Genomic DNA, 26,100 nt, shown 5'->3' on the forward strand with positions numbered 1-26,100 from the left:
ACGTTAGATGTTATGCAATACTCAGCGATGAATTTTTGACGTGAAGCGTCACATCTGGGGGTGATGACAGTGCGGGAACGGGAGCACGGGAAGAGGGCCGACGCCGGTCCGGGGCTGCGGATCGGGCTGATGCTGGCGGGTGGCGGAGGGATGACGGTCGGCGACATGGCCTCGCTGGCCGCCCGGGCCGAACACGTCGGATTCCACGGCGTGTACGTGGCGGAGGCGTGGCGCTCGGGGTTCGCCCCGCTCGCCGCGATGGCCGCGCGGACGAAGCGGGTCGCACTGGGCCCGTACGTGCTGAACGCGCATGTCCGCACCCCCCTGATCGCGGGCATGAGCGCCGTCGACCTCGACGAGATCTCGGGCGGCCGGCTGGTCCTCGGCGTGGGGAGCGGCAACCGGGTCACCAACGAGAGTCATCACGGTGTCCCGGTGGAGCGGCCGCTGCGCAAGATGCGCGAGTACATGGACGTCCTGCGTCTGGTCACCCGGGCGCGGCGGGGCGAGCGCGTCGAGTACGCGGGTGAGATCCACCGCGTGTCCGGCTGGCCCTGTCAGGTCGACCCGTTCCGCCCGTCGGTCCCCCTCCTGCTGGCCGCCACCTCTCCGCGCATGACGCGGCTCGCCGCGCAGGTGGCCGACGGTATCGCGCTCGGCACGCTGCAGTCGGCCGAGTTCGTCGGCGACATCGCCGCGCGGTGCCGTGACATCGCGGGCCGTGCCGACTTCCGCGTGACCATGGCCTCCCTGGTCGCCGTGGACGACGACCCCGAGCGGGCTCGTGACGCGGCCCGGGCCGCCGTGGTCAACCTCTATGCGGGCAAACCGCATCCCCACTACGACTCCCTGCTGCGACAACAGGGCCACGAGGACGTCGCCGACGCGGTGGACCGGCTGGTGCGCGCCGGCGACCTCGAGGCGGCACGCCGGGCCGTCACCGACGAGGTGGTCGAGCGGCTGGTCGTCGCCGGCACTCCCGAGGAGTGCCTGGCACGCGTCCGGCAGTACGCCGGAAGCGTCGACGAGTTGCTGTTCGTGGGCGTGCACGGGATGCGCTACGAGGCGGGGAGCGACACCGGGCGCGCGCGCCGCCATCTGCTCGACTCGTACCGGCCGCTGCTCGCCCTGGGCGAGCACGCCGCCGTGGAAGGGGCGCGGGGATGACCACCGCGGAAGAGCACATCAGGCGGTCGCTCGCCGACTACTGCCACCGCGTGGACCGCTACGACGTTGCCGGCATCGTCGCACTCTTCGCCCCGGACGGCTGCTACGACCTGGGCTTCGGCCGGATCTTCCGGGGACCGGACGAACTGCGTACCCTCTTCCGCCGCGTGGAGGTCTACCGGGCGACCAGCCACCACGTGAGCAACATCGTCGTCGACGTCCACGGTGACACGGCCACGGCCAGATCCGCGCTGTACGCCTACCACGTACGGCGTGACGACGACTCCGAAGCGCATGTCTGGGGCCAGTATCAGGACCGGTACGTGCTGCGGGACGGCGTCTGGCTGGTGCGGTCCCGCTCGCTGCGGGTGGCGGCGGAGCGCGGCACGCGCCCCGAGGACGGGCGGGCCACGCTGTACGAGCCACTGCCCCGCGGGATCTGACCGGTCAGCGGCGATCGAGGCCGCACCGCTCGCGCACCCGGTACCCGCGCACCGGCTTCCAGTAGGGGTCCTGGAGCACCCGGCGGACCCCGGGGCGGGCGAACCACTCCTCGGCCCACTCCCGCTGGTCGAAGTACAGCTCCAGGAACGCCTGGCGTGAGGTGGCGGGGAGCATGCGGGGCAGGGAGCGCTGCCCCGGCTCGTCCACCGGCTCGGTCGCCTGCTCCGCCTCGACGTGGTCGGCCAGAATCTGCCGGATGCCGAAGGCCGCGGACGCCTCGTCGACGAGGGCCGCCAGGCGTGTGCGCATGTGGGCGGCGGCGGCCTCGGAAGACACGTCGTCCGGCCGGTCGAGCTCGAAGACGTACTTCTCCAGCGCCGTCTGCCCGGACAGCCGGTCGAGGACGACCTCCTCGCGCACCCGGAACGGCCGCAGTTCCCGCAGGAAGTTGCGGTGGTCCTCGACGATCTGCTCGCGCAGACGGTCGGGCAGTTCCAGGCTCCGGCCCGGCAGGAACCGCATGACGATGTAGCGGAACGCGCGCGGCCGCAGCGCCCAGCCGCCGGCCGCGTCGTACCCGGCCACGGCGCGGGCGGTGTGATAGCTGACCACCCGCTCCATCTCCCGCAGGAATCCCCGGGCGAACCTGGTGTGCACCTCGGTGTAGTGCCGATCCGCCTCGTCGGCCGGCACCGTGGACAGCGGGAGGAAGTGCGAGACGGTCTTGTCGAATGACTGGTCCATGTCCGCATCGGACCATGGACGTCGGACGTCGCACCAGACGCCGGACCCCTTGCAAAAACTTAACGCTTCACGTTAGGTTCGAAAATGTCGTGCGACCCTCCCGATGCGAAGGGGTTCCCATGCGACCCACCCCCGACGAACTACTGGCGGGCCTGCGCCTGTCCCTCAACGAGACGCTTCTGCCCAAGGTCGAGGACCGCTGGGCTCGTTATGTCGGCACCGCGATGGACCTGGTCATCGAGCACCTCCGGCTCCGGCTCGCCGGTGAGCGGAGCGTGCTCGACGAGGACAGCGCCGACATGGCCGCGGTCCTCGCCTCGGTCATCGGCCGCGCCGCCGCGCTCGGCGCCCGGTCCGGCGACAGCGGGCACCCGCGGTGGGGCGAGCTGGCCGAACTCCTGTCCCCCGCCGCCCGCCCGGCCGACGACGACACCCCGCGGGACGACCTCGCCGCGGCGACCGCCCGCAACGAGCGGTTGCGCGGCTCGGTCGTCGCCGCCATGCACTGGCTGGACGAGGCCGAAGCGCACGGTGGCGGGCCGGACGTGGAGGAACTGCGGGACGAGCTACTGCGGCTGACGAGGCGCCAGGTCGACCGGGTCACGGGGCTGGTCGAACCGCTGTTCATGACCTTCGGGCCGGTGGCGAAGTGAGCGCCGACGCGCCCGAGGCGGGCGGTCTGGACGGCGAACTGGTCGTCGCGTACCTGCGGGACCGGCTCGGCGCGGAGTCGCTGCGGCTGACCTCGCTCCGGCGGAATGTCGGCGGAATGTCGCGGCAGACCTGGTTCGCGGAGGTCACCGGGACGCGCGAGGGGCGGTCGTTCAGCGACTCCCTGACCATCCGCGTGGACCATCCCGAGGGCTCGGTGGTACCGGTGGACCTGGAACGCGAGTACCGCACCTTCGCCGCGCTCACCCCGACGCGGATCCCCGTGGCCGAGGCACTGTGGTACGAGACCGATCCGGCGCTCATCGGCCGGGCCCCCTTCTACGTACGGCGCACCGTGCCCGGCTCGGCGTCCGCCGGCAAGCTGTTCGCCCCGGGCAACGAGGAACTGCGCCGCAGGATCGGCGCCGGGCTGGCCGAACAGCTCGCGGCCGTGCACACGCTCGACTGGCGGGCCGCCGGCCTCGGCGACTTCATGGCCGTACCGCAACGCCCTCAGGACTGCGCGCTGTTGGAGCTGGCGCACTACGAGTCGGCCTACCGCGCCGCCCGGCCGGAGCCGATGCCGGTGGTGGAGGCCCTGTTCTCCTGGCTGAAGCGCAACGTCCCGAGCGAGGTGCCGCGCACCTCGCTGGTCTGGGGCGACGTGGGCATCGGCAACTTCATCTACCGTGGCGACCAGGTGGTGGCCCTCACCGACTGGGAGCAGGCGCACCTCGGTGACCCCATGAAGGACTGGGCGTCGGCGCTGTGGCGGGGCGCGGACGCGCTGCTGCCGCGCGAGGAGATGTTCGAGGTCTACGAGAAGGCCGGCGGCCCGCGCGTGGACGAGGAGAGGATCATGTACTACTCGGTCTTCATCGACGCGGAGTACATCTGCACGTCCTTCCCGCTGCTGGGCGAGTTCGGCCCGGACCGCGCGCGGGACGCCACCATCGCCCGGCTCGGCCTGGGCGTGCCCTACATGTGCATGGACCACGGCCTGCGGGCCATCGGTTACTGACTTCACCGGCCGCACCATCCGAAGGAGCTCTGGTGGCACTCGACGGCGACACCGGCACAGCGGATCTGCACACGTCCCTGACCGACGGCGTGGGCACGATCGAGCTGGACCGTCCCGAACAACTCAACGCCCTGACGGTCACCATGGCCGAGTCGCTCGGCCCGGCGGCGTCCGCCCTCGTCGAGGCGGGCGCCCGCGCGCTCGTCCTCGCCGGACGGGGCACCGCCTTCTGCGCCGGCGCCGACCTGTCCCTGGTCGACCGGGCGCTCGCCGAGGACCCGCACACAGTCCTCGCGCCCCTGGTGGGTGGGCTGCACGACTCCCTCAAGACCCTGCGCCGCCTGCCCGTTCCCTTGGTGGCCGCGGTCGAGGGGCCCGCCGTCGGCGCCGGTCTGGGTCTCGCGCTCGCCGCCGATCTGCGGGTGGTCGCCAAGGGCGCCCGGCTGATCCCGGGCTATCTGGGCATCGGGGCCTCGCCGGACGGCGGCGTCTCGTACTTCCTGACCCGGATGCTCGGCTCCGCCCGGGCCGGCGCGCTGCTGGTGCGCAACCGGCCCCTCGACGCCGACGAAGCGGTGGCGCACGGCCTCGCGGAGACCGTCGCCGAGCCGGGCACGGCCCTCACGGCGGCACGGGAGCTGGCCGCGTCCCTGACGGGCACACCGCCGCTGGCGCTGCTGCGGGTGCGCGAGCTGATCGACCGGGCCACCGTGCAGGGCCTGGACGAGCAACTGGACCTGGAGCGTCAGCGGGTCACCGAGCTGTGGGGCACCCACGACTTCACCGAAGGTGTCCGCGCCTTCCTCGAACGACGCCGCCCGGACTTCCGCGGCGACTGAGCAGGACACCCGGCAGGACCGGTGGGGCGCCCCGAAGGGGGCGCCCCAGCGTGTTCAGCGTCCCGCCGCCGTTCCCTCCGTGAGCATGCCGCGCAACCGGTGCTTGAGCACCTTGCCGGTGACGTTGTGCGGCAGGGCGTCCACGCGCATCCACCGCCGGGGGACCTTGTACCCGGCGAGCCGCTGCCTCGCCCAGGCGGTCAGCTCCTCGTCGGCCGGGGGATCACCCACCACCACGGCCGTGACCACCTCGCCCCAGGTCGCGTCCGGCGCTCCCACCACCGCCACCTCGGCGATGTTCGGGTGGGTCACCAGGACCGCCTCCACCTCGCGCGGATACACGTTCTCCCCGCCGGTGATGATCATGTCGTTGCGGCGGTCGGTGATGTGCAGATAGCCCCGGCCGTCGTGGTAGCCCATGTCGCCGGTGTGCATCCAGCCCCCGCGCAGCGCCTCGGCGCTCGCCTCCGGCCGGTTCCAGTAGCGGCGCATCACCGAGGGGCCGCGGCAGACGATCTCGCCCACCTCCCCGCGTGCCAGCGGCACGTCCGCGTCGTCGACCACCCGCACCTCCAGACCCACCGCCTCGGTGCCGGCCGAGGACAGCCGTTCGGCGTCGGCCGGGTCGTGGTCGGCCGGCCGCAGGATGGTCTGCCCCCCGGTCTCGGTCATGCCGTACTGCTGGTGGAAGCCGCAGCCGAAGACCTCCATCGCGCGTCGCAGCGGGGCCGGCTCGATGGCGGAGCCGCCGTAGATGATCAGACGCAGGGCGGACAGGTCGGTCGTGGTGACCGCTGGGCTGTCCAGCAGCATGGCGATGGTGGTGGGGACCAGCACCGTCGTGGTGACCCGTTCCCGTTCCAGGGTGCGCAGCGCCGTGGCCGGGTCGAATTCCGGCAGCAGCACCACCGTGCCGCCGACGAGCGTGTGCGCGTAGGACAGGAACGCGGCGATGTGGAACATCGGCAGGCACGCCTGGTGCACGTCGTCCGGCCGTGCCTCCAGCTCCACGGCGTTGATCAGCACGCGGGCCGTGAAGCCCAGCCGGTCGACGACGGCACCTTTGGGCGAGCCGGTCGTCCCCGAGGTGTACATGATCTTGGCGGGCAGTTCCGGGTCGTCCGGATCCGCGGCCGGATCAGGGCGCGCGGCGGCCAGCGCCGCGTCGTACGAAGGAAGCTCCCGCGGTGCGCCGAGCGCCAGCACGCCGCGGATGCCGCAGGCCTGAGCCAGCGACGCTCCCCGCTTCTCCTCGTCCCGCCCCACCACGAGCAGAGCCGGATCACAGTCGGAGAGGATGTAGCGCAGCTCGAGCTCGGTGAGCCGTCTGTTCATCGGGACCAGTGCGAACCCGGAGCGCAGGCAGGCCGCCTGGAGCTCGAGGTGTTCCAGTTCGTTCGCGGCGAGCAGGGCCACCCGGTCACCGGGCCGCAGCCCCAGTCCGCGGAAGACCGCTCCGAGCCGCCCCACCCGGTCATCGAGCTCGGCGAACGTCAACCTGCGACGACCCTCGACAACCGCCACTTTGTCCGGAAATCTTGTCGTCGCGGAGCGGACAAGATCGAGATAGCGCACACCCACCACCCCTACAGCACGGAATGTAATCCAACATATTACGTCCAGCGTTAAATCACGTTACAGTGACGCCGTCGGAAGTGCCAGGTGCCGGCCGGGGCCCAGGACGCAAGGAGTGCAGGGATGCTGATCAGCGATGTCGTTCGCCGCAATGCCCAGTTCTTCGGAGACAACGACGCGGTCGTCGTACCGCATGGCACCACGTACACCTGGTCCGAACTGGACAGCCGCACGGACCGTTTCGCCGCCGCACTGACCGGTCTCGGCCTGTCCAAGGGTGATCGCGTCGCCATCTACGCGCCCAACTGCGGTGAATACATCGAGTTCTTCTTCGCCACCGCCAAGTCCGGGATCATCGGCGCGGCCACCAACATCCGCCTGACCGCGTACGAGGTGGCCTCCTACCTCTCCTATGTCGAGCCGAGTGCCGTCCTCGTGCACGCCGACCTCATGGAGGCCGCCGCCGCGTGGCTGCCCGACGTCCCGTCGGTCAAGCACGTCATCGGGTTCGGCGGCGACCACGGCTGCGACCTGGACCTGGAGGGACTGATCGGTGCCGCGCCCGCGCGCCCGCCCGTCGTGGCGCTGCACGAGGACGACGTGTACCAGCTCGGTGCGACCAGCGGCACCACCGGAATCCCCAAGGGCGCGATCCTGACCCATCGAAACGCGGTCTCGGCGCTGCTCAACTGGGCGGCGGAACTGCCGACCCCGGAGCGCGGCACCGCCCTGCAGTGCATCCCCCTGTTCTTCAACCCCGGCGGCCCCGCCGGGCTGCATCCGGTGCTGCTCAAGGGCGGGCGAACCGTCGTACCGCGGGCCTTCGACCCGGTCGAGTTCCCCCGTCTGGTCCAGGAGTTCCGCGTCACCAACACGATCATCGTGCCCACGATGGTGCAGATGGTGATCTCCCAGCCGGGCGTCGAGCGGTACGACGTGTCCAGCCTGCGCAGCATCATCTCCGGCGGCTCCTCCTATGTGCCAGGAGTCCTCAAGCGCGCCCGCGAGGTGCTGGGGGATGTCATCTATCCGCTGTACGGCATGGCCGAGAGCTACTCGTGCGGTGCGATCCTGCGGCCCGAGAACCAGTTCACCGAGGGCACCGAGCAGCAGGTGGGACGGTTGTCGTCGGTGGGCAAGCCCTGCGTGCTGACCGGGCTGCGGATCGTCGGGGCGGACGGCCGGGACGTGCCCCACGACGGTGTGACCTCGGGCGAGATCTGGCTGACCGGTGAATCGATGTCGCCCGGCTACTACCGCATGGAGGAGGAGACGGTGCACAGCCGGGCGGGCGAATGGTTCCGGACGGGCGACGTGGCGGTCATCGACGACGAGGGCTTCATCACCATCGTGGACCGCCTCAAGGACATGATCATCACCGGCGGCATCAATGTCTTCAGCGTCGAGGTCGAGCGGGCCCTCGGCCACCACCCCGACGTGGAGCAGTCCGCCGTCATCGGCGTGCCGCACGAGCGCTGGGGCGAGGCGATCCACGCCGTCGTCCGGCGCCGCGCCGGGTCGGCCCTCACCGAGGACGAGCTCATCGCGTTCGCCGCCGAGCGCCTGTCCGGCTACAAGAAGCCGCGGTCGGTGGAGTTCGTCGACGAACTCCCGATCAGCGCCACCGGGAAGATCCTCAAGAAGGTCCTGCGCGCGCAGCGCTCGGCCGGCAACTGAGGCGCCTCCCTCCCCCTGCGGCCACCGCGGCCGCCCATCGACACCAGGAGACAGACAGCATGGACTTCGAGATCAGCGCTGAGCACCGGCAACTGCGCACCACCCTCAGGGAGTTCTTCGAGGCCGAGGCACCGATCGAGGAGGTCGCGCGGTTCGACCGGGACGAGGAGTTCAACTCCGAGCTGTACCGCAAGGCGGCCGGTCTCGGCCTGTGCGGCCTGGCGTTCGGCGAGGAGTACGGCGGCTCGGCCGCCGACCAGATATCGATCTGCATCGCCGTGGAGGAGGTCGCCCGCGCCAGCGCCGCGCTCGCCTACGCATGGCTGCCGACGGCGACGTTCTGCGCCAAGGGCATCGCCCGGTTCGGCACCGAGGAGCAGAAGAAGGAGATCCTGCCGCGGATTGCGGACGGCACCGTCAGGATGGCGATGGGCCTGTCAGAGCCCGAGGCCGGCTCCGACCTCACCCACCTCACCACACGCGCGGAACGCGACGGCGACGACTTCGTGATCAACGGGCAGAAGGTGTTCACCACCGGTGCGGACACCGCGGACCACATCTTCGCCTTCGTCAGGACCGATCCGGAGGCGACCGCCTCCCGGGGCCTGTCCGTCCTGCTCGTCCCCAGGGACAGCGAAGGGCTGGTGGTCCGGCCGCTGCGCAAGTTGGCCGGCCAGGCCACCCACACCTGCGAGGTGTTCCTCAACGACGTACGGGTGCCGAAGGAGAACCTGGTCGGCGAATTGGGCCGGGGCAGCGCCATCATCTTCTCGCTGATGGACGCCGAGCGGATCTACGTCGGCGCCGAGGGCACCGGGCTGGGCCAGGGCGCGCTCGACATGGCGCTCAAGTACGCACAGGAACGGGTCCAGTTCGGCAAGCCCATCATCGAGCACCAGGCGGTCGCGCACATGCTCGCCGACATGGCCATGAACGTACAGACGGCACGGCTGCTCACCTGGCAGGCCGCCTGGCGGCTCGACCGGGGCCTGGACTGCACGATGGAGGCCTCCATGGCCAAGGTGTACGGCTCCGAGGCCGGCACCCGGTGCGCCGCCCACGGCATGCAGATCCTCGGCGGCTACAGCTACATGGTCGAGTACGGCATGGAGCGCTACTGGCGGGAGACGAAACTGTACGAGATCGCCGGAGGCACCAACCAGATCATGCGGAACATGATCGCCAAGCAGCTCACCCGGCGCGCCCGGTGACGGCGCCGGGCCTGCCGGGGCTCCCCGGCCTTGCGGTGGACGCGGCGTTCGACCACGTCGCGGTGGCCGCCCGCCGGATCAGGGACCTGCTGCCGCTGTACCGGGACCTCCTGGGCGGCGAGTTCTATCTGGGCGGCGACAACCTCAGGGTCGGCTACCGGGGTTTGCAGCTGACCTACCGCGGCGGCGGCCGGGTCGAACTGCTCGAACCGCTCCCGGGCTCGGCCTTCCTGGACAGCTTCCTGCGCCGCAACCCGCTCGGTGGCCAGCACCACATCACGTTCACCGTCGCCGACATCTCCGCGACGACCGCCGCACTGGAGGGTCAGGGGTACCGGATCCACGGGGCGTCGCAGTCGGATCCCGACTGGCACGAGGTCTTCCTGCACCCACGGGACGCCTTCGGCACCCTGGTGCAACTCGCCCGTCCCGGGCCCGGTCACGGCCCCGCCAGAGACCACACCCTCGACGACGTCCTCGCCGGCAAGTCGCCCGGCGGATCGGGACAGCCGAGCCCCTGAGTTCCGACACCACCCGACACCATCGCCCCCTCACCGACCGTCAGGAGAACCATGTCCACCGAGCACGCCGTCTCCCAGCTGGAGATCCGTGACCTCACCGCCCGCTTCACCGACGCGGTCAACCGGCGCGCCCCCGAAGACCTCGCCGCACTGTTCACCGAGGACGGCGAATGGCATGTGCCGGGGGTCCCGGTGGCGCGCGGGCGTACGGCCATCGGCGACGTCCTGCACGGCCTGCTCGGAACGTTCGTGCACCTGGTCCAGCTCACCCACAGCGGCCACATCGACGTGACGGGCGACACCGCCACCGCCTCGTGGTACCTCACCGAACACGCCGAGGACGCCGGTGGCAACGCCTTCACGTTCACCGGCGTCTACACCGACCGCCTGGTCAGGACCGGCGAGGGCTGGCGTTTCGCCGACCGCTCGTTCGCTTTCCTGCGACGCGACAAGGTGGGCGCACCCACCCGCTGGTACGCCCACCCACTCACGCCCGCACGTTCCTAGAGGACCGCCCGTTCCCGGCGGACCACGGTCACCGCGGGCCCGAGCCCGCGGTCATCCCGCCGTCCACCGTGAAGTCACCCCCGGTCAGATAGGAACTGCCGTCGCAGGCCAGGAACTCCGCCAGCTCGGCCACCTCCTGCGGTGTGCCGCTCCGGCGGAGCGGGAGGTAGTCGTAGAAGTCGTCGCTGCGGCCCGCACCGGCCGCGTCGCGCAGCATCGGCGTGTCGATGTAGCCGGGGTGGATGGCGTTGACCCGGATGCCGTGCTCGCCCAGTTCCAGCGCCGCGGACTTCGTCAGCCCGCGCAGCCCCCACTTCGACGTCGAGTAGGCGCCGTTCTCCCGGCCGCCGAGCAGGGACAGCACGGAGCAGACGTTCACGATGGAACCGCCCCCGGCGCGGCGCATCGGCTCCACCACGCAGCGGATCCCCAGGAAGGCGCCGACCAGATTGATCTGGAGCATCCGGGCGAAGTCCGCGGCCGACTCCCGCTCCAGACTGCGCTTCCAGTGCACGCCGGCGTTGTTCACCAGGACGCGCAGCGGCGGCCAGTCCGGGTCGACTCCCTCGACGGCGGCCGTCCAGTCCCGCTCCTCGGTGACGTCCAGGCGCACGAAGCGGGCGCGCTCGCCCAGTTCCTCGGCGAGCGCCCGGCCCGGCTTCTCGAGCACGTCGGTGATCAGCACATGCGCCCCGGCGGCGACGAACCGCCGCGCCTCGGCCTCTCCCTGCCCCTGCGCCGCCCCCGTGATCAGGGCGGTCCGTCCCGCGAGCCTGCCTTGCATCATTGCCTCCCCGGTATCTCGGCACCGAACTCCTGCAGCCCCTTGGACAGGTGGTGGCCGCCGTCGATGGTCAGGACCTCTCCGACGACGTAGGACGCGTCGTCGGAGAGCAGATACGCCACGGCCCGCGCCGTCTCCTCAGCGCGCAGCAGACGGCCTGCCGGGATCATCCCGATCAGCCGTTCCCGCACCGCGGGATCGCCCGCGAGGAACTCCGTGCCGCCCACCGGCATCCAGCCGGGCGCGACCGCGTTGACCCGCACGCCCCGGCCCGACCACTCGGCGCCGAGCGTCCTCGTCATGGCGAGGACCCCGCCCTTGGCCGACGCGTTGTGCACGATGCCGGGCGCACCCGTCCAGGCGTACGGCGTGAGGACGTTGACCACCGCTCCCCCGCGGCCGGCGGCGAGCCACCGGCGTCCGACCTCCGAGGTGCAGTGCCAGGTGCCGTTGAGCACGATCCTGATCACCGCCTCGAAGCCGCCCGGGGTCAGCTCCTCCGCCTTCACCGGGAACAGCCCGGATGCGTTGTTCACCAGGCCGTCGACCTCGCCGAGCAGTTCCGCGGCCTGGTCGACCATGGATGCCACGGACTCCGGGTCGCGCACGTCCGCGGTCACCGCGAACGCCCGCCCGGGCCCGAGCTCGTCGTCGATCGCCGCCACGGCGGCGGTCAGCGTCTCCTTGGTGCGCCCGGAGACGACCACCCGGGCGCCGAGCCGGCACAGCTCGGCCGCCATGGCCGAACCCAGCCCGCCGCCGCCCCCCGTGATCACGATTCCTTTTCCGTCCACCCCTGCCAGGGCAGCCATCGAGCCTCCCTCGGTAAGCCGGTTCGCTGCAACCGGTGATGTCCTGTCGGCCGTGGTCAGGCCAGCGTGGCCGTGCCCGCGTTCTCCCTGATGTACTCGGCGACCACACCCCCGGGCAGTCCGGGCGGGAAGCACCGGTGCACCCCCAGCTTCCGCAGGGGGTCGAAGTCCACCTCTGGGATGATCCCGCCCATGATCACCAGAACGCGGTCCATGCCGCGCTCCTTCAGCGCCGGCACGAGTTCGCGGGCGACCTGCATCTGGCCGCTGGTCATGATGCTCACCGCGACCACGTCGGCGTCCTCCTGCAGGGCGGCCTCGGCGATCTCCTCGGCGACGCCGAAGCGGAAGTAGACGACCTCCATCCCCGCGTCGCGCAGTTCGCGGGCGATCAGCTTCGTGCCGCGCCCATGGACGTCGATCTTCTTCTTCGCCAGCAGGACCTTGATGTGCTCTTCGGACACGGTCGACTTCTCCTTAGGTGATGCGCCAAGTGCTCCGGCTCGTGGGTTCATTCGCTGACGTACCAGCCGAACGCCTCGCGCATCGGCACCATCATTTCGCCGTTCGTGACGCCCTTGCGCGCCGCCTCCACCAGGGCGGGCATCAGTGGTCCGGTGCCGTCCTTCAGCGCCTGGCAGGCGTCGCGCACGTCCTTCAGCGCGGCGTCGACGGCGCGCTGGTCGCGCCGCGAGCGGTAGGCCTCCAGACGGGCCTTTGCCTTCTCCTCGATCGACTCGTCGATGCGGAAGGGCTCGTAGTTCTCCGGTTCGTCGGAGACATAGCGGTTGACCCCGACCACGGGCAGTTCTCCGCTGTTGATCTGCTTCTTCATCTCGTACGAGGCGTTGTCGATGTTCCGCTTGATCTCGCCGGTCTCGATGCCCCGGCGGTAGCCGCCCATGGCCTCCAGCTCCTCGTAGATCCGCCAGGCCTCGGCCTCCATCTCGTCGGTCAGCTTCTCGATGAAGTACGAGCCGCCCAGCGGGTCGGCGACGTCCCGCAGTCCGCTCTCCCACATCAGGATCTGCTGGGTGCGCAGCGCCGTGCGGTGCGACTCCTCGGTGGGCACGCCGACGGCCTCGTCGTACGAGCAGGTGTGGATCGACTGGACCCCGCCGAGCACCGCGGCGAGCGTCTGCAGGGTGATGCGGGCGTTGTTGTTCATCAGCTGCTGCTGGGTGAGGACGTAGCCGCTGGTGTGCACGTGCACGCGGGCGAACATGTTGGACGGCTTGGTGACGCCCGCGTCCTTGCACAGCTTGGCCCACATTCGGCGGTGGGCCCGGAACTTGGCAACCTCCTCGAAGACGTTGACCGTGCAGCCGATCTGGAAGGACAGCCGGCCGATGAAGTCGTCCGGGGCCAGGCCGGCGTCGAGGCCGGCGTCGATGATCGACTTGCCCCAGGACAGGCCGTAGGCCAGCTCCTGCACGGGGGTCGCGCCCGCCTCCGACAAGCCGTACATGAAGATGTTGACCGGGTTCCAGTCGGGCGCGTTGTCCTTGGCCCACTTGATCAGGTCGATCATCAGCGCGTAGCCCCACTTGGGCTCCCAGGACGGCACGTCCTGGACCGCGATGCGCGGGTACCAGTTCATGGAGTTGCCGTGCATCGCCGAGAACGGCTCGCCGCGGCGCTCGACGGCGGCGGCGAGCAGCGCCAGCGCGGGCAGGCAGTTGTCGCCAGTGATCATCGAGAAGTTGGTGGAGTTCAGGTCCCAGTCGCGCACCAGCTCGTCGTAGTCGTCGCCGGTGGACATGTGCACCCCGCACTGGCCGATGTTGCCGGCCGCCTCGGGGTGGTCGGCGTCGATGCCGTACATGCAGGGGATGTCGTAGACGGTGTTGAAGACCTTGTGGCCGAAGTAGCCCTCCATGCCTTCGGCGACCATCCGCTCCATCTTCTGGCGGGTCTCCTCGATGGTCCCGTAGCCGAAGACCATCTGCTGCATCCACGGGGTGAGGGCGTAGCCGTCCGGGTGCAGGCCGCGGGTGAAGGGGTAGACGCCCGGCATCTCCTCCAGGTCGATGCCGGCCACGTCCTCGGGCGTGTAGACCGTCTTCACGGGCAGGCCGGAGAGGGTCCTGGCCGGCCGCAGCTTGGCGGCGTAGCGGGCGCGGCGTGCCGCCCACGCCTCCTTCGCGGCCTCGAACTTGCTGCTCAGCAGGGATGTCACGGCTTCTCCAATCCAGGTTCGGGGCCGGCGCGGTGCCGGCCGGTCAGCCGGCGGTGGGCGCGCAGCAGGGCGTCGAGGTAGGCCTCGGCCGCGCCGTAGGGGTCGGCGAGCATCTCGTCGCCGAGCGCCGCACCGGCCGGGTCGAGCAGTTCGGTACGCAGCCGGTCGGCGACGCGGGCGGCGAACTGGGCCCGCCTGCGGGCGCGTTCGCCCTCGGTCCGCCACCGGGTCGAGCCGGTGAACCCGTGGTGCCGGTCCACCGCCGCGACCAGTTCGGGCACGCCCTCGTGGCGCAGTGCGGACACGGTCAGCACGGGGACCGGCCAGGGCTCGGTACCAGGCGGTCCGGTCCGCTCAAAGCCCTGCCCGGAGAGGTCCTTGGTGGTACGGTCCGCGCCTGGCGTGTCGCCCTTGTTGACCACGACGACGTCGGCGATCTCGGTGATCCCGGCCTTCATCGCCTGCAGCGCGTCGCCGTAGCCGGGCACGAGCACGAGCACGACGGTGTGCGCGATCCGCGCGATGTCGAACTCGCCCTGGCCGACGCCGACGGTCTCGATGATCACGACGTCCTTGCCCATCGCGTCCAGCACGTCCACCGCGTCGTTGACGGCGGCGGCGAGCCCTCCGGAGGCGCCGCGCGAGGCGAGGGACCTGATGAAGACACCCCGGTCGCCGCCGGCCGCGTCGAGCATACGGTCGCGGTCGCCCAGCAGTGCGCCGCCGCTGAACGGGCTGGACGGGTCCACGGCGATCACGCCCACCGTCCTTCCCTGGCCGCGCAGTTCGCCGATGAGCGCGGCGACCAGTGTGCTCTTGCCCGCGCCCGGCGGCCCGGTCACGCCGACGAGCTGGGCGCGGCCGGTGTGCGGCGCGAGTTCGCGGAGCACCTCGCGGGTGTCGGGATGTCCGTTCTCGATCCAGGTGATCAGGCGTCCGGCGTGCCGCACGCTGCCGGCGATCACCTCGCCCGCCGGGCCGGTCTTCGTCTCCACGGACCACCCTCGCCATAGTTGATTTCTTACGTTCAACGTTAGTCTCACACAAGCGAGCCCCGCAGGCCATACTTTCCCAGTGAACGTTGTACGTTACATATCTCGCCGCAACCAAGGAGCCCATCCATGACATCCGGGAAGCTCACCACCTTGACCACCGTGGACACCGGTTCCCGACTGGACATCACGCTCGACAGACCCGAGGCGCGCAACGCCCTCACCTTCGCCGCCTGGGACGAGCTGGACCGCGTCATGACCGGCGCCGAGACCCGCGACGATCTGCGGGTGGTGACCCTGACGGGCAGCGGTCCGGCGTTCTGCGCGGGGGTCGACTTCACCGCCATCGGCGCCTCCCTGGAGGTGGAGAAGGGCAGTTATCCCTCGTTCATCCGCCGCTGGGCGAACATCGTGGACCGCTTCGAGCGGGTCCCGCAGCCGAGCGTCGTCGCCATCAACGGGCCCGCCATCGGGGCGGGCCTGGAACTGGCGCTGGCCTGCGACATCCGGATCGCGAGCGAGCGCGCCGTCTTCGCCATGCCGCAGCTGCGCATGGGCATCGTGCCCGACGTCGGCGGCACCAGCCGGCTGGCACGGGCGACCGGCGAGGCCTTCGCCAAGGACGTGATCCTCACGTCCCGGATCGTGGACGCGGAGGAAGCGCTGCGCGCGGGCATCGTCAGCCGGGTCGTCGAGCACGACCGACTGCAGGAGGAGCTGGAGGCCGTCGCCGCGGCCGTCGAGGCGCTCCCCTGGCCGTCGGCGTACCTCGCCTCCGTGGCCATCGAGACCGGTCCGCGCCTCGATCCGCGGCGGGCCGCCGACATCGAGGCCATCGCCGACCAGGTCATGCTGCGGCACGACGAGGTGTGGAAGTCCATCGAGGACTTCATGGCGGCGAAGGGCCTGCGCGGCCTGGATGGCTGAGGCTCACGCGCCCCCTCGGACAGCTGCACTTTACACATTTGACGTTCAACGATAGATTGCTGGTCGCATACCGCAGAGGAGGCACCCGTGTCCAACTGGAAGGCTGTGGTGAGGCCATGAGCCCGAGCGAGATGCCCGACAAGGTCGTGCCCCTGGAGGCCCTGGGAGACCTCGTGCACGACGGCGACTCGGTCGCCTTCGGCGGCGGCTGGTTCGCCAACCACCCGATGGCCGCCGTACGCGAGCTGATCCGCGCCGGGCGCCGCGACATCCGCGCCATCACGGTCGTCGGGTCGGCCGACATGGATCTGCTGGCCGCCGCCGGCGTCCTCGGCCACCTGTCCTTCTCCATGGTGACCATGGAGGCGTTCGGCCTGGCACCGAACGTGCGCAGGGCGATCGAGTCCGGTTCGCTGCCGTTCACCGAGTACACCGGTCTGGGGCTGCTCATCGGGCTGGAGGCGCAGGGCCGGGGTGTGCCCTACCTCCCCTACCGCGGTCCGTTCGGCTCGGACATCCCGGCCCGGTATCCCGACGTGTACGCCACGGTCACCTGCCCGTTCACCGGCGAGGAACTCACCGCGGTGCGGGCCGTCCAGCCGGACGTGGCGATCGTGCACGCGCTGCGCGCCGACGCCGAGGGAAACGCCCAGTGGGACGGCACCTCCGGCCCCGACGTCGAAATGGCCAAGGCCGCCCGGCGGACCATCGTGACGTGCGAGGAGATCGTCGACCGCGACGTGATCGTCGCCAACGCGCACATGACCAAGCTCCCCGGCTTCTACACCGACGCGGTCATCGAGGCGCCGTTCGGCGCCCACCCCACCTCGCACATCCCGCGCTACGCGATGGACGCCTGGGAGCTGATGGACTACGCCACCGCCGCGGCGGGCCCCGCCTTCTCCGCGTACGTGGACCAGATCAGGGCGGAGAGCGAGACGGAGTACCGGACGAGGGTGCTCAAGGACCGCGACGCCGTGCTGCGCGCGCTCGTCGACGCCGCCGAGGTCATCGAAGGAGCCGGAGCATGACCGACTACGAGATCCACGAGCTGATGACCTGCCGGGTGGCGGCCGAGGTCGACGAGCAGGGCGTGACGGTGATGGGCTCGTTCACCCCCCTCGCCTACGCCTCCTACATGCTGGCCAAGCTCACCCACGCGCCCCGCGCCTACCTGGTCGGCTTCGACGCGGTGGGCATGGCACCCATCCAGCTGTCCTTCACCGGCGCCGAGGCGTCCGCGTACAAGGGCGCGGCGGGTCGCTGGGGCATGCTGACCGAGGTCAACTCGATCCACCTCGCGGGTCACGGGGGTGTAGAGGCGGTCTCGTCCGCCCAGTTCGACGGCGACGGCGCCATCAATCTCTCCACCATCGGCCCGTTCGACAAGCCGAAGGTCCGGCTGCCGGGCGGGGCGGGTGCCGCCGAGGTCATCAAGATGTACCGCAAGATGATCGCCTACTTCGGCGATCACAACCCGCGCACCCTGGTCGACAAGGTGCAGTTCGTCACCGGCACCCGCTGGAAGGTCGGCGCGCGGGCGCGGTCGGAGGCGGGCCTTCAGCCCGGCCCGATCGTGGTGGTCACCAACCTGTGCGTCCTGGTGAAGGACGAGGACGACCGGCCGTTCCGTATCGAGAGCGTGCACCCGGGAGTGGACGTCGCCGAGGTCGTGGAGAAGACCGGCTTCGAGCTGGAGGTCCCGGACCGGGTGCCGACGACGGCCGTCCCGACGCCGGACCAGCTTCGGCTGCTCCGCACCCGGATCGACCCCTTCGGCACCGTGAAGTTCGACTTCGTCTCCGGCAAGGACCGCCTCGGGTACCTCAAGGGCATCCTGGACGCGGAGTGGGACCGGGCGAGCGCGCGGGTGAGTGCGTCATGAGCGTCTTCGACCGGTTCGGTCTCGAGGGCAAGGTCGCCATCGTCACCGGCGCGTCCTCGGGTCTCGGTGTCACCTTCGCCCTGGCGCTGGCCCAGGCAGGTGCCGACGTCGCCCTCGGCGCACGCCGCGTCGACCTGCTGGAGGAGACCCGGGGCAAGGTCGAGGCGCTCGGCCGCAGGTGCGTGGCCGTGCCCACCGATGTCGCCGACCCCGCCGACTGCGAGGCGCTCGTGGCGGCGGCCCGTGACGGGCTCGGAGACGTGCACGTGCTCGTGAACAACGCCGGGGTGGCCCGGGTGGCGCCCGCACACAAGGACGACCCGGCGGAGTTCGCCCGCGTCCTCCAGGTCAACCTCACCGGCGCCTACCAGATGGCGCAGTCCTTCGGCCGCGCCTGCATCGCCGCGGGCCACGGAGGCTCGGTGGTGAACATCTCCTCCGTCCTCGGCATGGTCTCCACGGACGCCCCGCAGGCGGCCTACAGCGCCTCCAAGGCGGGCCTGCTGGGGATCACCCGCGATCTGGCGATGCAGTGGACGCGCCGCCGCGGTATCCGGGTGAACGCGCTGGTGGCCGGTCTGGTCGAGTCGGACATGACGGCGGCGATCCAGGCGGACGAGGCGGCCAACGCCGCCGCGCTCGCCAGCATCCCGATGCGCCGTCTGGGCCGGCCCGACGAGCTGATCGGCGCCCTGCTGCTGCTCGCCTCCGACGCCGGCAGCTACATCACCGGCTCGTTCCTGACCGTCGACGGCGGCTGGACGGCGCAGTGACGGCCGCCGACCTCGCTGCCGACCCGGCCACGGAGGAACTGGCCGAGCGCGTGCGGGCGTTCGTCCGCGAGGAGGTCGTACCGGCCGAGCGGGACTGGGCGATGACGGATGCCCATCCCACCGACGAGCTGCGCCGCGGCCTGCAGAAGCGCGCCGCGGACGCCGGGCTCCTCTCCCCCACCGGGCCGCGGCGGTGGGGCGGGCTCGGCCTGTCCGTCCCCGCCCAGGCGGTGGTGCTGCGCGAGGCCGGGCACAGCCTGCTGGGTCCACTGGCGCTCAACTGCGCCGCCCCGGACGAGGGCAACATGCACCTGCTGGAGAAGGTGGCGACGCCCGAGCAGCAGGAGAGGTACCTCGCCCCGCTGGTCGCCGGTGTCGTCCGGTCCTGCTTCGCCATGACCGAGCCGAGCCCCGGCGCCGGGTCCGACCCGGAGATGCTGCGCACGACCGCACGCTGGGACGGGGACGCCTGGGTCATCGACGGCACCAAGTGGTTCATCACGGGTGCGGACGGCGCCGCCTGGGCCATCTGCATGGCCCGCACCCCCGAGCACCGGGGGCAGGCGGCCGGGGCGACGATGTTCCTGGTCGACGCCGACAACCCCGGGATGCGGGTCGCCCGCCAGATCCGCAGCCTGGACACCGGCTTCACCGGCGGCCACTGCGAGGTGGTGTTCGACCAGTGCCGGGTGCCGCCCGAGGCCGTGCTCGGCGAAGTGGGCAGGGGCTTCGCCTACGCGCAGGTCCGCCTCGCCCCCGCCCGGCTGACCCACTGCATGCGCTGGCTGGGCCTGGCCGAGCGCGCCCAGGACATGGCGCTCGACCGGGCCGCCGAGCGCGAGGCGTTCGGCCACCGGCTGGCCGAACTGGGCATGGCGCAGCAGCTGCTCGCCGACAGCGAGATCGACCTGGCCGCCTCCCGCAGCCTGATCACGCATGCGGCCTGGCTGCTCGACCGGGGTGAGCGTGCCGCGGCCGAGACGTCCATCGCCAAGACGTTCGTCTCCGAGGCGGTCGGCCGGGTCGTGGACCGGGCCGTCCAGCTCCACGGCGCCCTCGGTGTCTCCGGCGACGAGCTGCTGTCGCTGTACCTGCGCGAGGTACGCCCGTTCCGGGTCTACGACGGAGCCTCCGAGGTGCACCGCATGTCGATCGCCCGACGCGCCGTACGCCGCCGCGCGCAGGCCCGCACGGCGGGCTGAGGCGGCCCACGAGAAGGGAAAACCATGCCCAACCTTGCAGTCGTCGGCGCCGGTCTGATGGGCTCCGGCATCGCCCAGGTGGCCGCGCTCGGCGGTTACGACGTCGTCCTGCAGGACCTGGACGACGCCCAGCTCGGCCGGGGGCTCGCCGGGATCGACAGCTCGCTGAACCGGCTGGTGAAGAAGGAGAAGGTCTCCGCCGACGAGGCGGCGGCCGCCCTGGCGCGGATCACCCGGTCCACCGACCTGGACGCGGCCGCCGACGCCGACATCGTGGTCGAGGCGGTCTTCGAGCAACTCGACATCAAGCAGGAGATCTTCCGGCGGCTCGACACACTGTGCCGCCCGCAGGCGGTGCTGGCGACCAACACCAGCGCCCTGCCCGTCACCCGCATCGCGTCGGTGACGAGCCGACCCGAGCAGGTCGTGGGCACCCACTTCTTCTCGCCCGTGCCGATGATGCGGCTGTGCGAACTCGTCCGGGGCTTCAAGACCAGCGACGAGACGCTCGCCCGCGCGCGGTCGTTCGCCGAGGACCTCGGCAAGACCTGCGTCGTGGTGAACCGGGACATCGCCGGTTTCGTCACCACCCGGCTGATCGTCGCGCTCAGTGTCGAGGCGGTGAAGCTGGTCGAGAGCGGCGTGGCGACGGCCGAGGACGTCGACACCGCCTGCCGGCTGGGCTTCGGCCACGCGATGGGCCCGCTGGAGACGATGGACCTGACGGGGGTGGACGTGTTCGTCAACGCGTCGCGCAACATCCACGCCGACACGGCCGACCCCAAGTTCCATCCGCCGGAGCTGTCCGTGCGGATGGCGGGCGCGGGCGACCTGGGCCGCAAGACGGGCAAGGGCTGGTACGAACACGGATGAGCGGACGCACTCGGGTCGAACTCGACATCAGCGGCGGGCTCGCGGTCATCACCCTCACCCACCCGCCCGTCAACGCGCTGGACCGGCAGCTGGTCGGCGAACTCGTCGGCGCCGTGGACGAGGTGCGCCGCAGCGAGGTGGCGCGGGCCGCGGTCCTCACGGGCGGCCCGAAGGTCTTCGCGGCCGGTGGCGACGTCAAGGAGATGCTGGACTGGGACTACCGCAGGGCGGTGCGCGACGCGCATGCCCTGGGCGACGCGTGCGCCGCCCTGGCCGCCCTGCCCATGCCGGTGATCGCCGCGATCAACGGCTTCGCCCTCGGCGGCGGTCTGGAACTCGCCCTCGCCGCCGACCTCCGGGTCTGCGCGACGGACGCCAAGCTGGGCTTCCCGGAGGTGCTCCTGGGAGTGATCCCGGGTGCCGGCGGCACCCAGCGGCTGCCGCGCGTGGTCGGCGCCTCCCGGGCCAAGGAACTGATCTTCTCGGGCCGGATCATCGGCGCCGACCGGGCGCGGGAGATCGGCCTGGTGGACCATGTGACCGGCCCGGAGGCCGTCCTGGACAGGGCGAGGGAACTGGCCGAGCCGTTCCTGCGCGGCCCCGCGCTCGCCCTGCGCGCCGCGAAGACGGCCGTGGACCGGGGTCTGGAGACCTCCGTGGAGAACGGGCTGGAGCTGGAACGGGCCCTGTTCGCGGGGCTGTTCGCGACCGAGGACCGGTCGGTGGGGATGGCGAGCTTTGTGACGGACGGGATCGGAAAGGCCGAGTTCCATGGTCGCTGACACACACCCGGAGGCCGGTCCGGTGGGCCTGGACCTCGACCGGCTGACGCACTTCCTGGATACGGCCGTCGGTCTGGCGGGCCCGCTGCGGGCCTCGCTCGTCGCCGGTGGCCGGTCCAACCTCACCTACCGGCTGACCGACGGTCACGGCGACTGGGTGCTGCGGCGGCCCCCGGTCGGCCATGTGCTGCCCACCGCACACGACATGGCCCGCGAGTACCGGGCCATCGAGGCCCTGCACGGCAGCGCGGTCCCGGTCCCCGCCCCGGTCCTGCTGTGCCAGGACCGGGAGATCCTCGGCGCCGACTTCTACCTCATGGAACGGGTCGAGGGCCCCGTGCTGCGCGGCGCCGGCGACACCGCCGCTCTGCCGCCGGACGTGGCAGCGCGCTGCGCCCGCCAGTTGGTCGACGTGCTCGCCGCGCTGCACCGCACCGACCCGGCCGTCCTGGACGGCTTCGGCCGCCCGGAGGGCTTCGTGGCCCGGCAGGTCTCCCGGTGGGCCCGCCAGTGGTCGCTGTCGGCGACCCGCGAACTGCCCAGCTTCGACGAGCTGGTCGGCGCCCTGGAGCGGGCGGTGCCACCGGCTCAGCGCGCCGCCGTCGTGCACGGCGACTACCGCCTGGACAACGTCATCTTCGGCCCCGACGCGCAGGGTGCCCCGGACGGGGTCGCCGCGGTCATCGACTGGGAGATGTCCACGCTCGGCGATCCGCTCACCGATCTCGGTCTGCTGCTCGTGTACTGGGACGAGCGCACCGAACGGGTGACGGGCACCCGGCACGCGGTCGGCGCCAACCCCGGCTTCCCCGGCCGCCGCGAGCTGGCGGACGCCTACGCGGCCGCCTCGGGTCTCGATCTGTCCGCGCTCGCCTTCTACGTGGCGTTCGGCTACTTCAAGTTGGCGGTGATCGCCGAGGGCATCCACGCGCGGTTCCTCGCAGGCCAGACGGTGGGTGAGGGCTTCGACAGCGCAGGAGCGGCCGTCCCCGGCCTCGTCGAGTCGGCACTGGCCGCCCTGCGTTCCGGCGACTGGAGCTGAACCGGTCCGGCGCAACACAAGAAGGAATCCTTGACGTTCGACGTCAAAAGACTACTCTGTCGGTCGACCCCATCCCCGCCGTGGGCCGGCGGTCGAGACGGAGGAACGTGCATGGGTGTCGGCAACGTCACCGACCAGCTCGTCGAGCGCGTCTTCGACAACGCGCTCCGGCTGGACATGGAGGACGACTACTGGGAACGCCAGGGCTGCATGATGGCGTTCCTGCTCTGGGACCATCCGGAGGGAGTGCGAACGGTCCGACGGTGGCTGGACCGGGCCGTCGCCACCCAGACCTCCGACGGCCGGCTGTGCTACGGCGGCACCACGCATCTGACCTTCGGCGCGTTCCGGGTCATGGACACCGCGATCATGCGCGGATTCTCCGCCACGGCGAGCTGCAGCGCGTACTTCGCCCAGCCGCTGGCGATGCTCTACGAGAAGACGGGCGAGCGGGGCTACCTGGAGGCCGCCGAGCGGCAGATCGACGCCGTGCTGGCCGGGCCGCGGACCAGCGAGGGATTCCTGCTGATGAACGGGCGCGCCCCGGAAGTCTGGGTGGACGAGGTGTATCCCGTCTGCGGCGCCCTGGCCCGGCTGGGGCGCCTCCTGCGCCGGCCGGCGCTCGTGGACGAGGCGTACCACCACCTCCTGGTGGCCGGGCGGCGGCTGGTCGACCCGGCAGCGCGGCTGTCCCGCCACGTGTGGTGCGAACGCCCCGACTCCTTCCCCGAATCGACCTTCTGGTCCCGCGGGAACGGCTGGCTGATCTGCGCCGCGGCCGAAGTCCTCGCCGAGGCTCCGGAGCATCCGGGCGCCGCGGGCACGCGGGAGATCCTCACCACGGTGCTGGACTCCATGGCCCATCTGCAGGACCGCAGCGGCTTCCTCCACGACTTCCTCGACGACCCCACGACGGCGCTGGAGGCGTCGGGCACCCTGATGTTCGCCTATGCCGCCGCTCTGGCGGCCGAGTCGAGCGCGGTTCCCGACCGGTTCGTCGCTCCGGCCGTGCGCGCCCTGGACGCGGTGGCGGGCATCGTCGAGGCCGACGGCAGCGTGGGGCGCATCGTGCTTCCGCCGGGCGGGCCGGGGGTCCCCCTCGGGACGATGGCGCTCGGCCAGAGCTTCCTCCTTCTCGCGGCGTATCACCTTCGTAGCCAACTTGAGTTGAGCGGTCCGGCAGTCCGCCCGTGACGGGGTGCCGGCGGAAAGAGGTGCCATGTCCATCGACGTCATACCCCTGCCCGGCGTCACGTTCGGAGCCGAGGTCTCCGGCCTGGACCTGCGTCGGACGAGCGACGGTGACTGGGAGGCCGTGGAGCGGGCGTTCCACACGTACGGGGTCCTGATCTTCCACGCACAGCGTCTCGACCGGGAACAGCACATCGCCTTCGCCCGGCGGTTCGGTCGGATCGAACGGCAGAGCGACCAGACCATGAGCGCCGACCTGGTGGGCAAACCGGTGGTGCTGAACATCTCCAACGTCGACGAGAACGGCGAACTCATCACCCACCGCGACCACCCGCAGACCCGGTACCTCGGCGGCAACGAGGGCTGGCACTCCGACAGCTCGTTCAAACCCGCGTCCGCCAAGGCGTCGGTGCTGATGGCCCTGGAGACCCCCGGCAAGGGCGGGCAGACCGGCTACGCCGACATGCGAGCGGCGTTCGACGCGCTCGACGAGTCCGAGCAGAGGTACCTGCGCGGGCTGACGGCCTATCACTCGCTGGAGTACTCCCAGACGGCCGTCGGCGCGGTCGACGGTAAAGCGGCGGCGGTTCCCAGTGACATGGCGGGTGCCTGGCACCGCCTGGTGCGGGTGCACCCGGCGACCGGGCGGCCCTCGCTGTTCATCGGCCGGCACGCCTGCCAGATCAGGGAGCTCGGCGTGGCGGAGGGCCAGCGGCTCCTTGGGCGCCTGCTGGAGGAGGCCTGCCGGCCACCGCGCGTCTACTACCACGCGTGGCGGCCGGGCGACGTCGTCGTGTGGGACAACCGGTGCATGCTGCACCGGGCGACCGAGTGGGACCTCAACGAACGGCGCGTGCTGCGCCATGTCCGGGTGGCGGGTGACAGCCGCAGGCCGGCTCCCGTCCCGGTGGAGGGAGCGGTTCAGTGACCGACATCGATGCTTTCGTCGCGACGCACATCTCCCGCGAGGGCCCGCCCGCGGTCATCGCCGATCCCGAGCCGCGCCGCGTCCGCTGGCCGCTGGTGTCGGTCGACGACCACCTGCTCGAACCGCGCGACACCTTCGAGGGCAGGATGCCGCGCAACCTGCGGGACCGGGCCCCGCGCATCGTCGAGCGGGACGGGATGGAGTACTGGCTGTTCGAGGACCAGTTGGTGTCCATCAGCGGCGGCAACGTCATGAAGAGCTGGGACGCGGCCGAGATGTACACCGGTCCGGTGCGCTACGACCAGATGCGTACCGGCGCATGGGACGTCGACGCCCGGGTGCGGGACATGGACATCGCCGGGATGTACGCCTCCCTGTGCTTCCCGTCGATGGTGTTCGGCTTCGCGGGCCGGCGTTTCATGCGGATGAAGGACCGGGAGCTGGGACTGGCCGCCCTGCGGGCGTACAACCGGTGGATCCTTGAGGAATGGGCGGGACGCCACCCGGACCGGCTGATCCCGAGCCAGGTGTCCTGCCTGTGGGACCCAGAGGTGGCCGCCCGGGAGATCCGCCGCAACGCGGAACTCGGCTTCCGTTCCGTGACGTTCAGCGAGAACCCGGAGAATCTTGGGCTGCCGAGCCTGTATTCGGACCACTGGGACCCGTTCTTCCGCGCCTGTGAGGAGACCGGCACGGTCGTCAACCTCCATGTGGGCTCCTCGGGGCAGACCATGCTGCCGAGCAAGGACTCGCCCTCCGAGGTGCTGTCCGCGCTGTTCACCGTCAGCGCCCTGGCATCGGCCGTGGACTGGGTGTTCGCCAAGATCCCGGTCCGCTTCCCCGGACTGCGGATCGTGCTGTCCGAGGGAGGTATCGGCTGGGTCCCGATGCTCCTGGACCGTTTGGACTACATCGCCGGCGAGTACGTGCCGGGTGGGATGACCGACACCTGGGTCGGCGTCCGCGAGAGTCCGCGCGAGGTACTGCTGCGCAACTTCTGGTTCGCGGCGTACTACGACCCGAGCACGATCGGGCGCCTGGACGAGGACGTGCTGGCGCACGTGATGCACGAAGCGGACTATCCGCATGCCGACTCGGCCTGGCCCGACACCCAGGAGATCCTCCGCCCGCAGTTCCAGGGGCTCGACCCGCAGGTGACCGAGGCGGTCACGTTCCGCAACGCCTGCGCGCTGTACGGGCACCCGCTGCCGCCGCAGGGATGGGCCGGCTCGCAGGCCACCGCTCGCGACGAGGCCGCCTGACACCCGGTCCGCAGGTGCGGAGGAGCGAGCCGGCCCATCCCTGCGGCGGCAGCGGGTGCCCGTACAGCGCGCAGGCGTTGCGGAACGTGACCGCCTCGGTCACCTGCGGGT

At 71.1% G+C, this 26,100-nt stretch carries 27 protein-coding genes; 20 read left to right on the plus strand and 7 right to left on the minus strand.

From position 1 onward, the window contains the following. Positions 1-63 precede the first annotated feature (63 nt). Both AB0I54_RS39730 and AB0I54_RS39735 read left to right on the plus strand, forming a co-directional pair. Positions 64-1,167: an LLM class flavin-dependent oxidoreductase gene (locus AB0I54_RS39730; protein WP_363301185.1), complete on the plus strand. Its 1,104-nt coding sequence runs from the start codon at positions 64-66 to the stop codon at positions 1,165-1,167. Next, positions 1,164-1,610, plus strand: a complete 447-nt coding sequence (locus AB0I54_RS39735) for a nuclear transport factor 2 family protein (protein ID WP_363301186.1) — start codon at positions 1,164-1,166, stop codon at positions 1,608-1,610. Before AB0I54_RS39730 ends, AB0I54_RS39735 begins: the two co-directional genes overlap by 4 nt. A gap of 4 nt (positions 1,611-1,614) precedes the next feature. Here the strand turns inward: AB0I54_RS39735 and AB0I54_RS39740 are convergent, their stop codons facing one another. After that, complete coding sequence (locus AB0I54_RS39740) at positions 1,615-2,355, minus strand: hypothetical protein (protein WP_363301187.1); 741 nt, start codon at positions 2,353-2,355, stop codon at positions 1,615-1,617. Between the two features lie 119 nt (positions 2,356-2,474). Here AB0I54_RS39740 and AB0I54_RS39745 point away from each other — a divergent pair, with 119 nt between their 5' ends. The 3 genes from AB0I54_RS39745 to AB0I54_RS39755 are packed head-to-tail and all read left to right on the plus strand — an operon-like array spanning position 2,475 to position 4,866. Further along, entirely contained in the window at positions 2,475-3,008 is a 534-nt protein-coding gene (locus AB0I54_RS39745) for a hypothetical protein (protein ID WP_363301188.1), read from the plus strand. Continuing rightward, positions 3,005-4,027: a phosphotransferase family protein gene (locus AB0I54_RS39750; protein ID WP_363301190.1), complete on the plus strand. Its 1,023-nt coding sequence runs from the start codon at positions 3,005-3,007 to the stop codon at positions 4,025-4,027. Before AB0I54_RS39745 ends, AB0I54_RS39750 begins: the two co-directional genes overlap by 4 nt. A 32-nt stretch (positions 4,028-4,059) precedes the next feature. Beyond that, positions 4,060-4,866: an enoyl-CoA hydratase-related protein gene (locus AB0I54_RS39755; RefSeq protein WP_363301191.1), complete on the plus strand. Its 807-nt coding sequence runs from the start codon at positions 4,060-4,062 to the stop codon at positions 4,864-4,866. Between the two features lie 54 nt (positions 4,867-4,920). On the opposite strand, the gene AB0I54_RS39760 is transcribed toward AB0I54_RS39755, so the two are convergent. Beyond that, on the minus strand, positions 4,921-6,450 hold the full coding sequence (locus tag AB0I54_RS39760; RefSeq protein ID WP_363301192.1) for an AMP-binding protein: 1,530 nt from the start codon (positions 6,448-6,450) through the stop codon (positions 4,921-4,923). Positions 6,451-6,564: 114 nt separating this feature from the next. On the opposite strand from AB0I54_RS39760, the gene AB0I54_RS39765 reads away from it, so the two are divergent. From AB0I54_RS39765 to AB0I54_RS39780, 4 genes are read left to right on the plus strand one after another with little or no spacing between them, the layout of a single operon-like run. Next, positions 6,565-8,118 carry an AMP-binding protein gene (locus tag AB0I54_RS39765; RefSeq protein ID WP_363301193.1) on the plus strand — a complete coding sequence of 518 codons (1,554 nt, stop codon included), beginning with the start codon at positions 6,565-6,567 and terminating at the stop codon, positions 8,116-8,118. A 59-nt stretch (positions 8,119-8,177) separates the two neighbouring features. Next, positions 8,178-9,329, plus strand: a complete 1,152-nt coding sequence (locus tag AB0I54_RS39770; RefSeq protein ID WP_363301194.1) for an acyl-CoA dehydrogenase family protein — start codon at positions 8,178-8,180, stop codon at positions 9,327-9,329. Then, positions 9,326-9,850 (plus strand): VOC family protein, encoded by a 525-nt coding sequence (locus AB0I54_RS39775; RefSeq protein WP_363301195.1) that lies wholly within the window; start codon positions 9,326-9,328, stop codon positions 9,848-9,850. The genes AB0I54_RS39770 and AB0I54_RS39775 overlap by 4 nt, the downstream gene beginning before the upstream one ends. Positions 9,851-9,901: 51 nt before the next feature. Continuing rightward, on the plus strand, positions 9,902-10,357 hold the full coding sequence (locus tag AB0I54_RS39780) for a nuclear transport factor 2 family protein (RefSeq protein WP_363301196.1): 456 nt from the start codon (positions 9,902-9,904) through the stop codon (positions 10,355-10,357). Between the two features lie 28 nt (positions 10,358-10,385). Here AB0I54_RS39780 and AB0I54_RS39785 read toward each other — a convergent pair whose 3' ends face one another. Genes AB0I54_RS39785 through meaB form a run of 5 tightly spaced genes read right to left on the minus strand, consistent with a single transcriptional unit; the run spans position 10,386 to position 15,127 of the window. Next, positions 10,386-11,144 carry a glucose 1-dehydrogenase gene (locus tag AB0I54_RS39785; RefSeq protein ID WP_363301197.1) on the minus strand — a complete coding sequence of 253 codons (759 nt, stop codon included), beginning with the start codon at positions 11,142-11,144 and terminating at the stop codon, positions 10,386-10,388. Next, positions 11,141-11,953: an SDR family oxidoreductase gene (locus AB0I54_RS39790; protein WP_363301198.1), complete on the minus strand. Its 813-nt coding sequence runs from the start codon at positions 11,951-11,953 to the stop codon at positions 11,141-11,143. Before AB0I54_RS39790 ends, AB0I54_RS39785 begins: the two co-directional genes overlap by 4 nt. A gap of 56 nt (positions 11,954-12,009) precedes the next feature. Further along, positions 12,010-12,417, minus strand: coding sequence for a cobalamin-dependent protein (locus tag AB0I54_RS39795; RefSeq protein ID WP_363301199.1), 408 nt, complete (start codon positions 12,415-12,417; stop codon positions 12,010-12,012). A gap of 47 nt (positions 12,418-12,464) precedes the next feature. After that, positions 12,465-14,132 (minus strand): acyl-CoA mutase large subunit family protein, encoded by a 1,668-nt coding sequence (locus AB0I54_RS39800; protein ID WP_363301200.1) that lies wholly within the window; start codon positions 14,130-14,132, stop codon positions 12,465-12,467. Then, the gene (gene meaB / locus AB0I54_RS39805) at positions 14,129-15,127 is read right to left on the minus strand and encodes a methylmalonyl Co-A mutase-associated GTPase MeaB (protein WP_363301201.1); all 999 of its coding nucleotides are present in this window, start codon (positions 15,125-15,127) and stop codon (positions 14,129-14,131) included. The genes AB0I54_RS39800 and meaB overlap by 4 nt, the downstream gene beginning before the upstream one ends. Before the next feature lie 126 nt (positions 15,128-15,253). On the opposite strand from meaB, the gene AB0I54_RS39810 reads away from it, so the two are divergent. From AB0I54_RS39810 to AB0I54_RS39860, 11 genes are all read left to right on the plus strand, one after another. Further along, a complete protein-coding gene (locus AB0I54_RS39810; protein WP_363301202.1) occupies positions 15,254-16,051 on the plus strand; it encodes an enoyl-CoA hydratase/isomerase family protein in 798 nt (265 codons plus the stop codon). 116 nt (positions 16,052-16,167) lie between these two features. Further along, positions 16,168-17,082 (plus strand): CoA-transferase, encoded by a 915-nt coding sequence (locus tag AB0I54_RS39815; RefSeq protein ID WP_363301203.1) that lies wholly within the window; start codon positions 16,168-16,170, stop codon positions 17,080-17,082. Further along, on the plus strand, positions 17,079-17,936 hold the full coding sequence (locus AB0I54_RS39820) for a CoA-transferase (protein WP_363301204.1): 858 nt from the start codon (positions 17,079-17,081) through the stop codon (positions 17,934-17,936). The genes AB0I54_RS39815 and AB0I54_RS39820 overlap by 4 nt, the downstream gene beginning before the upstream one ends. After that, positions 17,933-18,709 (plus strand): SDR family oxidoreductase, encoded by a 777-nt coding sequence (locus AB0I54_RS39825; protein WP_363301205.1) that lies wholly within the window; start codon positions 17,933-17,935, stop codon positions 18,707-18,709. The genes AB0I54_RS39820 and AB0I54_RS39825 overlap by 4 nt, the downstream gene beginning before the upstream one ends. Beyond that, on the plus strand, positions 18,706-19,911 hold the full coding sequence (locus AB0I54_RS39830) for an acyl-CoA dehydrogenase family protein (RefSeq protein ID WP_363301206.1): 1,206 nt from the start codon (positions 18,706-18,708) through the stop codon (positions 19,909-19,911). The genes AB0I54_RS39825 and AB0I54_RS39830 overlap by 4 nt, the downstream gene beginning before the upstream one ends. A 24-nt stretch (positions 19,912-19,935) precedes the next feature. After that, the gene (locus tag AB0I54_RS39835; protein WP_363301207.1) at positions 19,936-20,784 is read left to right on the plus strand and encodes a 3-hydroxyacyl-CoA dehydrogenase family protein; all 849 of its coding nucleotides are present in this window, start codon (positions 19,936-19,938) and stop codon (positions 20,782-20,784) included. Beyond that, positions 20,781-21,566: an enoyl-CoA hydratase-related protein gene (locus tag AB0I54_RS39840; protein ID WP_363301208.1), complete on the plus strand. Its 786-nt coding sequence runs from the start codon at positions 20,781-20,783 to the stop codon at positions 21,564-21,566. The genes AB0I54_RS39835 and AB0I54_RS39840 overlap by 4 nt, the downstream gene beginning before the upstream one ends. Next, the gene (locus AB0I54_RS39845; protein ID WP_363301209.1) at positions 21,556-22,608 is read left to right on the plus strand and encodes a phosphotransferase family protein; all 1,053 of its coding nucleotides are present in this window, start codon (positions 21,556-21,558) and stop codon (positions 22,606-22,608) included. Before AB0I54_RS39840 ends, AB0I54_RS39845 begins: the two co-directional genes overlap by 11 nt. Positions 22,609-22,719: 111 nt before the next feature. Further along, complete coding sequence (locus AB0I54_RS39850) at positions 22,720-23,802, plus strand: glycoside hydrolase family 88 protein (RefSeq protein ID WP_363301210.1); 1,083 nt, start codon at positions 22,720-22,722, stop codon at positions 23,800-23,802. Between the two features lie 25 nt (positions 23,803-23,827). Then, a complete protein-coding gene (locus AB0I54_RS39855; protein WP_363301211.1) occupies positions 23,828-24,727 on the plus strand; it encodes a TauD/TfdA family dioxygenase in 900 nt (299 codons plus the stop codon). Then, positions 24,724-25,989: an amidohydrolase family protein gene (locus AB0I54_RS39860; RefSeq protein ID WP_363301212.1), complete on the plus strand. Its 1,266-nt coding sequence runs from the start codon at positions 24,724-24,726 to the stop codon at positions 25,987-25,989. The genes AB0I54_RS39855 and AB0I54_RS39860 overlap by 4 nt, the downstream gene beginning before the upstream one ends. The last annotated feature ends 111 nt before the right edge of the window (positions 25,990-26,100 follow it).

The sequence above is a fragment of the Streptomyces sp. NPDC050625 genome, assembly GCF_040654755.1.
Taxonomy (GTDB): domain Bacteria; phylum Actinomycetota; class Actinomycetes; order Streptomycetales; family Streptomycetaceae; genus Streptomyces.

Coding starts and splice junctions, on each gene's coding strand:
- AB0I54_RS39730 (WP_363301185.1), top strand. CDS start 64: ATGACAGTGCGGGAACGGGAGCACGGGAAGAGGGCCGACGCCGGTCCG.
- AB0I54_RS39735 (WP_363301186.1), top strand. CDS start 1,164: ATGACCACCGCGGAAGAGCACATCAGGCGGTCGCTCGCCGACTACTGC.
- AB0I54_RS39740 (WP_363301187.1), bottom strand. CDS start 2,355: ATGGACCAGTCATTCGACAAGACCGTCTCGCACTTCCTCCCGCTGTCC.
- AB0I54_RS39745 (WP_363301188.1), top strand. CDS start 2,475: ATGCGACCCACCCCCGACGAACTACTGGCGGGCCTGCGCCTGTCCCTC.
- AB0I54_RS39765 (WP_363301193.1), top strand. CDS start 6,565: ATGCTGATCAGCGATGTCGTTCGCCGCAATGCCCAGTTCTTCGGAGAC.
- AB0I54_RS39770 (WP_363301194.1), top strand. CDS start 8,178: ATGGACTTCGAGATCAGCGCTGAGCACCGGCAACTGCGCACCACCCTC.
- AB0I54_RS39780 (WP_363301196.1), top strand. CDS start 9,902: ATGTCCACCGAGCACGCCGTCTCCCAGCTGGAGATCCGTGACCTCACC.
- AB0I54_RS39785 (WP_363301197.1), bottom strand. CDS start 11,144: ATGATGCAAGGCAGGCTCGCGGGACGGACCGCCCTGATCACGGGGGCG.
- AB0I54_RS39790 (WP_363301198.1), bottom strand. CDS start 11,953: ATGGCTGCCCTGGCAGGGGTGGACGGAAAAGGAATCGTGATCACGGGG.
- AB0I54_RS39810 (WP_363301202.1), top strand. CDS start 15,254: ATGACATCCGGGAAGCTCACCACCTTGACCACCGTGGACACCGGTTCC.
- AB0I54_RS39815 (WP_363301203.1), top strand. CDS start 16,168: ATGAGCCCGAGCGAGATGCCCGACAAGGTCGTGCCCCTGGAGGCCCTG.
- AB0I54_RS39820 (WP_363301204.1), top strand. CDS start 17,079: ATGACCGACTACGAGATCCACGAGCTGATGACCTGCCGGGTGGCGGCC.
- AB0I54_RS39825 (WP_363301205.1), top strand. CDS start 17,933: ATGAGCGTCTTCGACCGGTTCGGTCTCGAGGGCAAGGTCGCCATCGTC.
- AB0I54_RS39835 (WP_363301207.1), top strand. CDS start 19,936: ATGCCCAACCTTGCAGTCGTCGGCGCCGGTCTGATGGGCTCCGGCATC.
- AB0I54_RS39840 (WP_363301208.1), top strand. CDS start 20,781: ATGAGCGGACGCACTCGGGTCGAACTCGACATCAGCGGCGGGCTCGCG.
- AB0I54_RS39845 (WP_363301209.1), top strand. CDS start 21,556: ATGGTCGCTGACACACACCCGGAGGCCGGTCCGGTGGGCCTGGACCTC.
- AB0I54_RS39850 (WP_363301210.1), top strand. CDS start 22,720: ATGGGTGTCGGCAACGTCACCGACCAGCTCGTCGAGCGCGTCTTCGAC.
- AB0I54_RS39855 (WP_363301211.1), top strand. CDS start 23,828: ATGTCCATCGACGTCATACCCCTGCCCGGCGTCACGTTCGGAGCCGAG.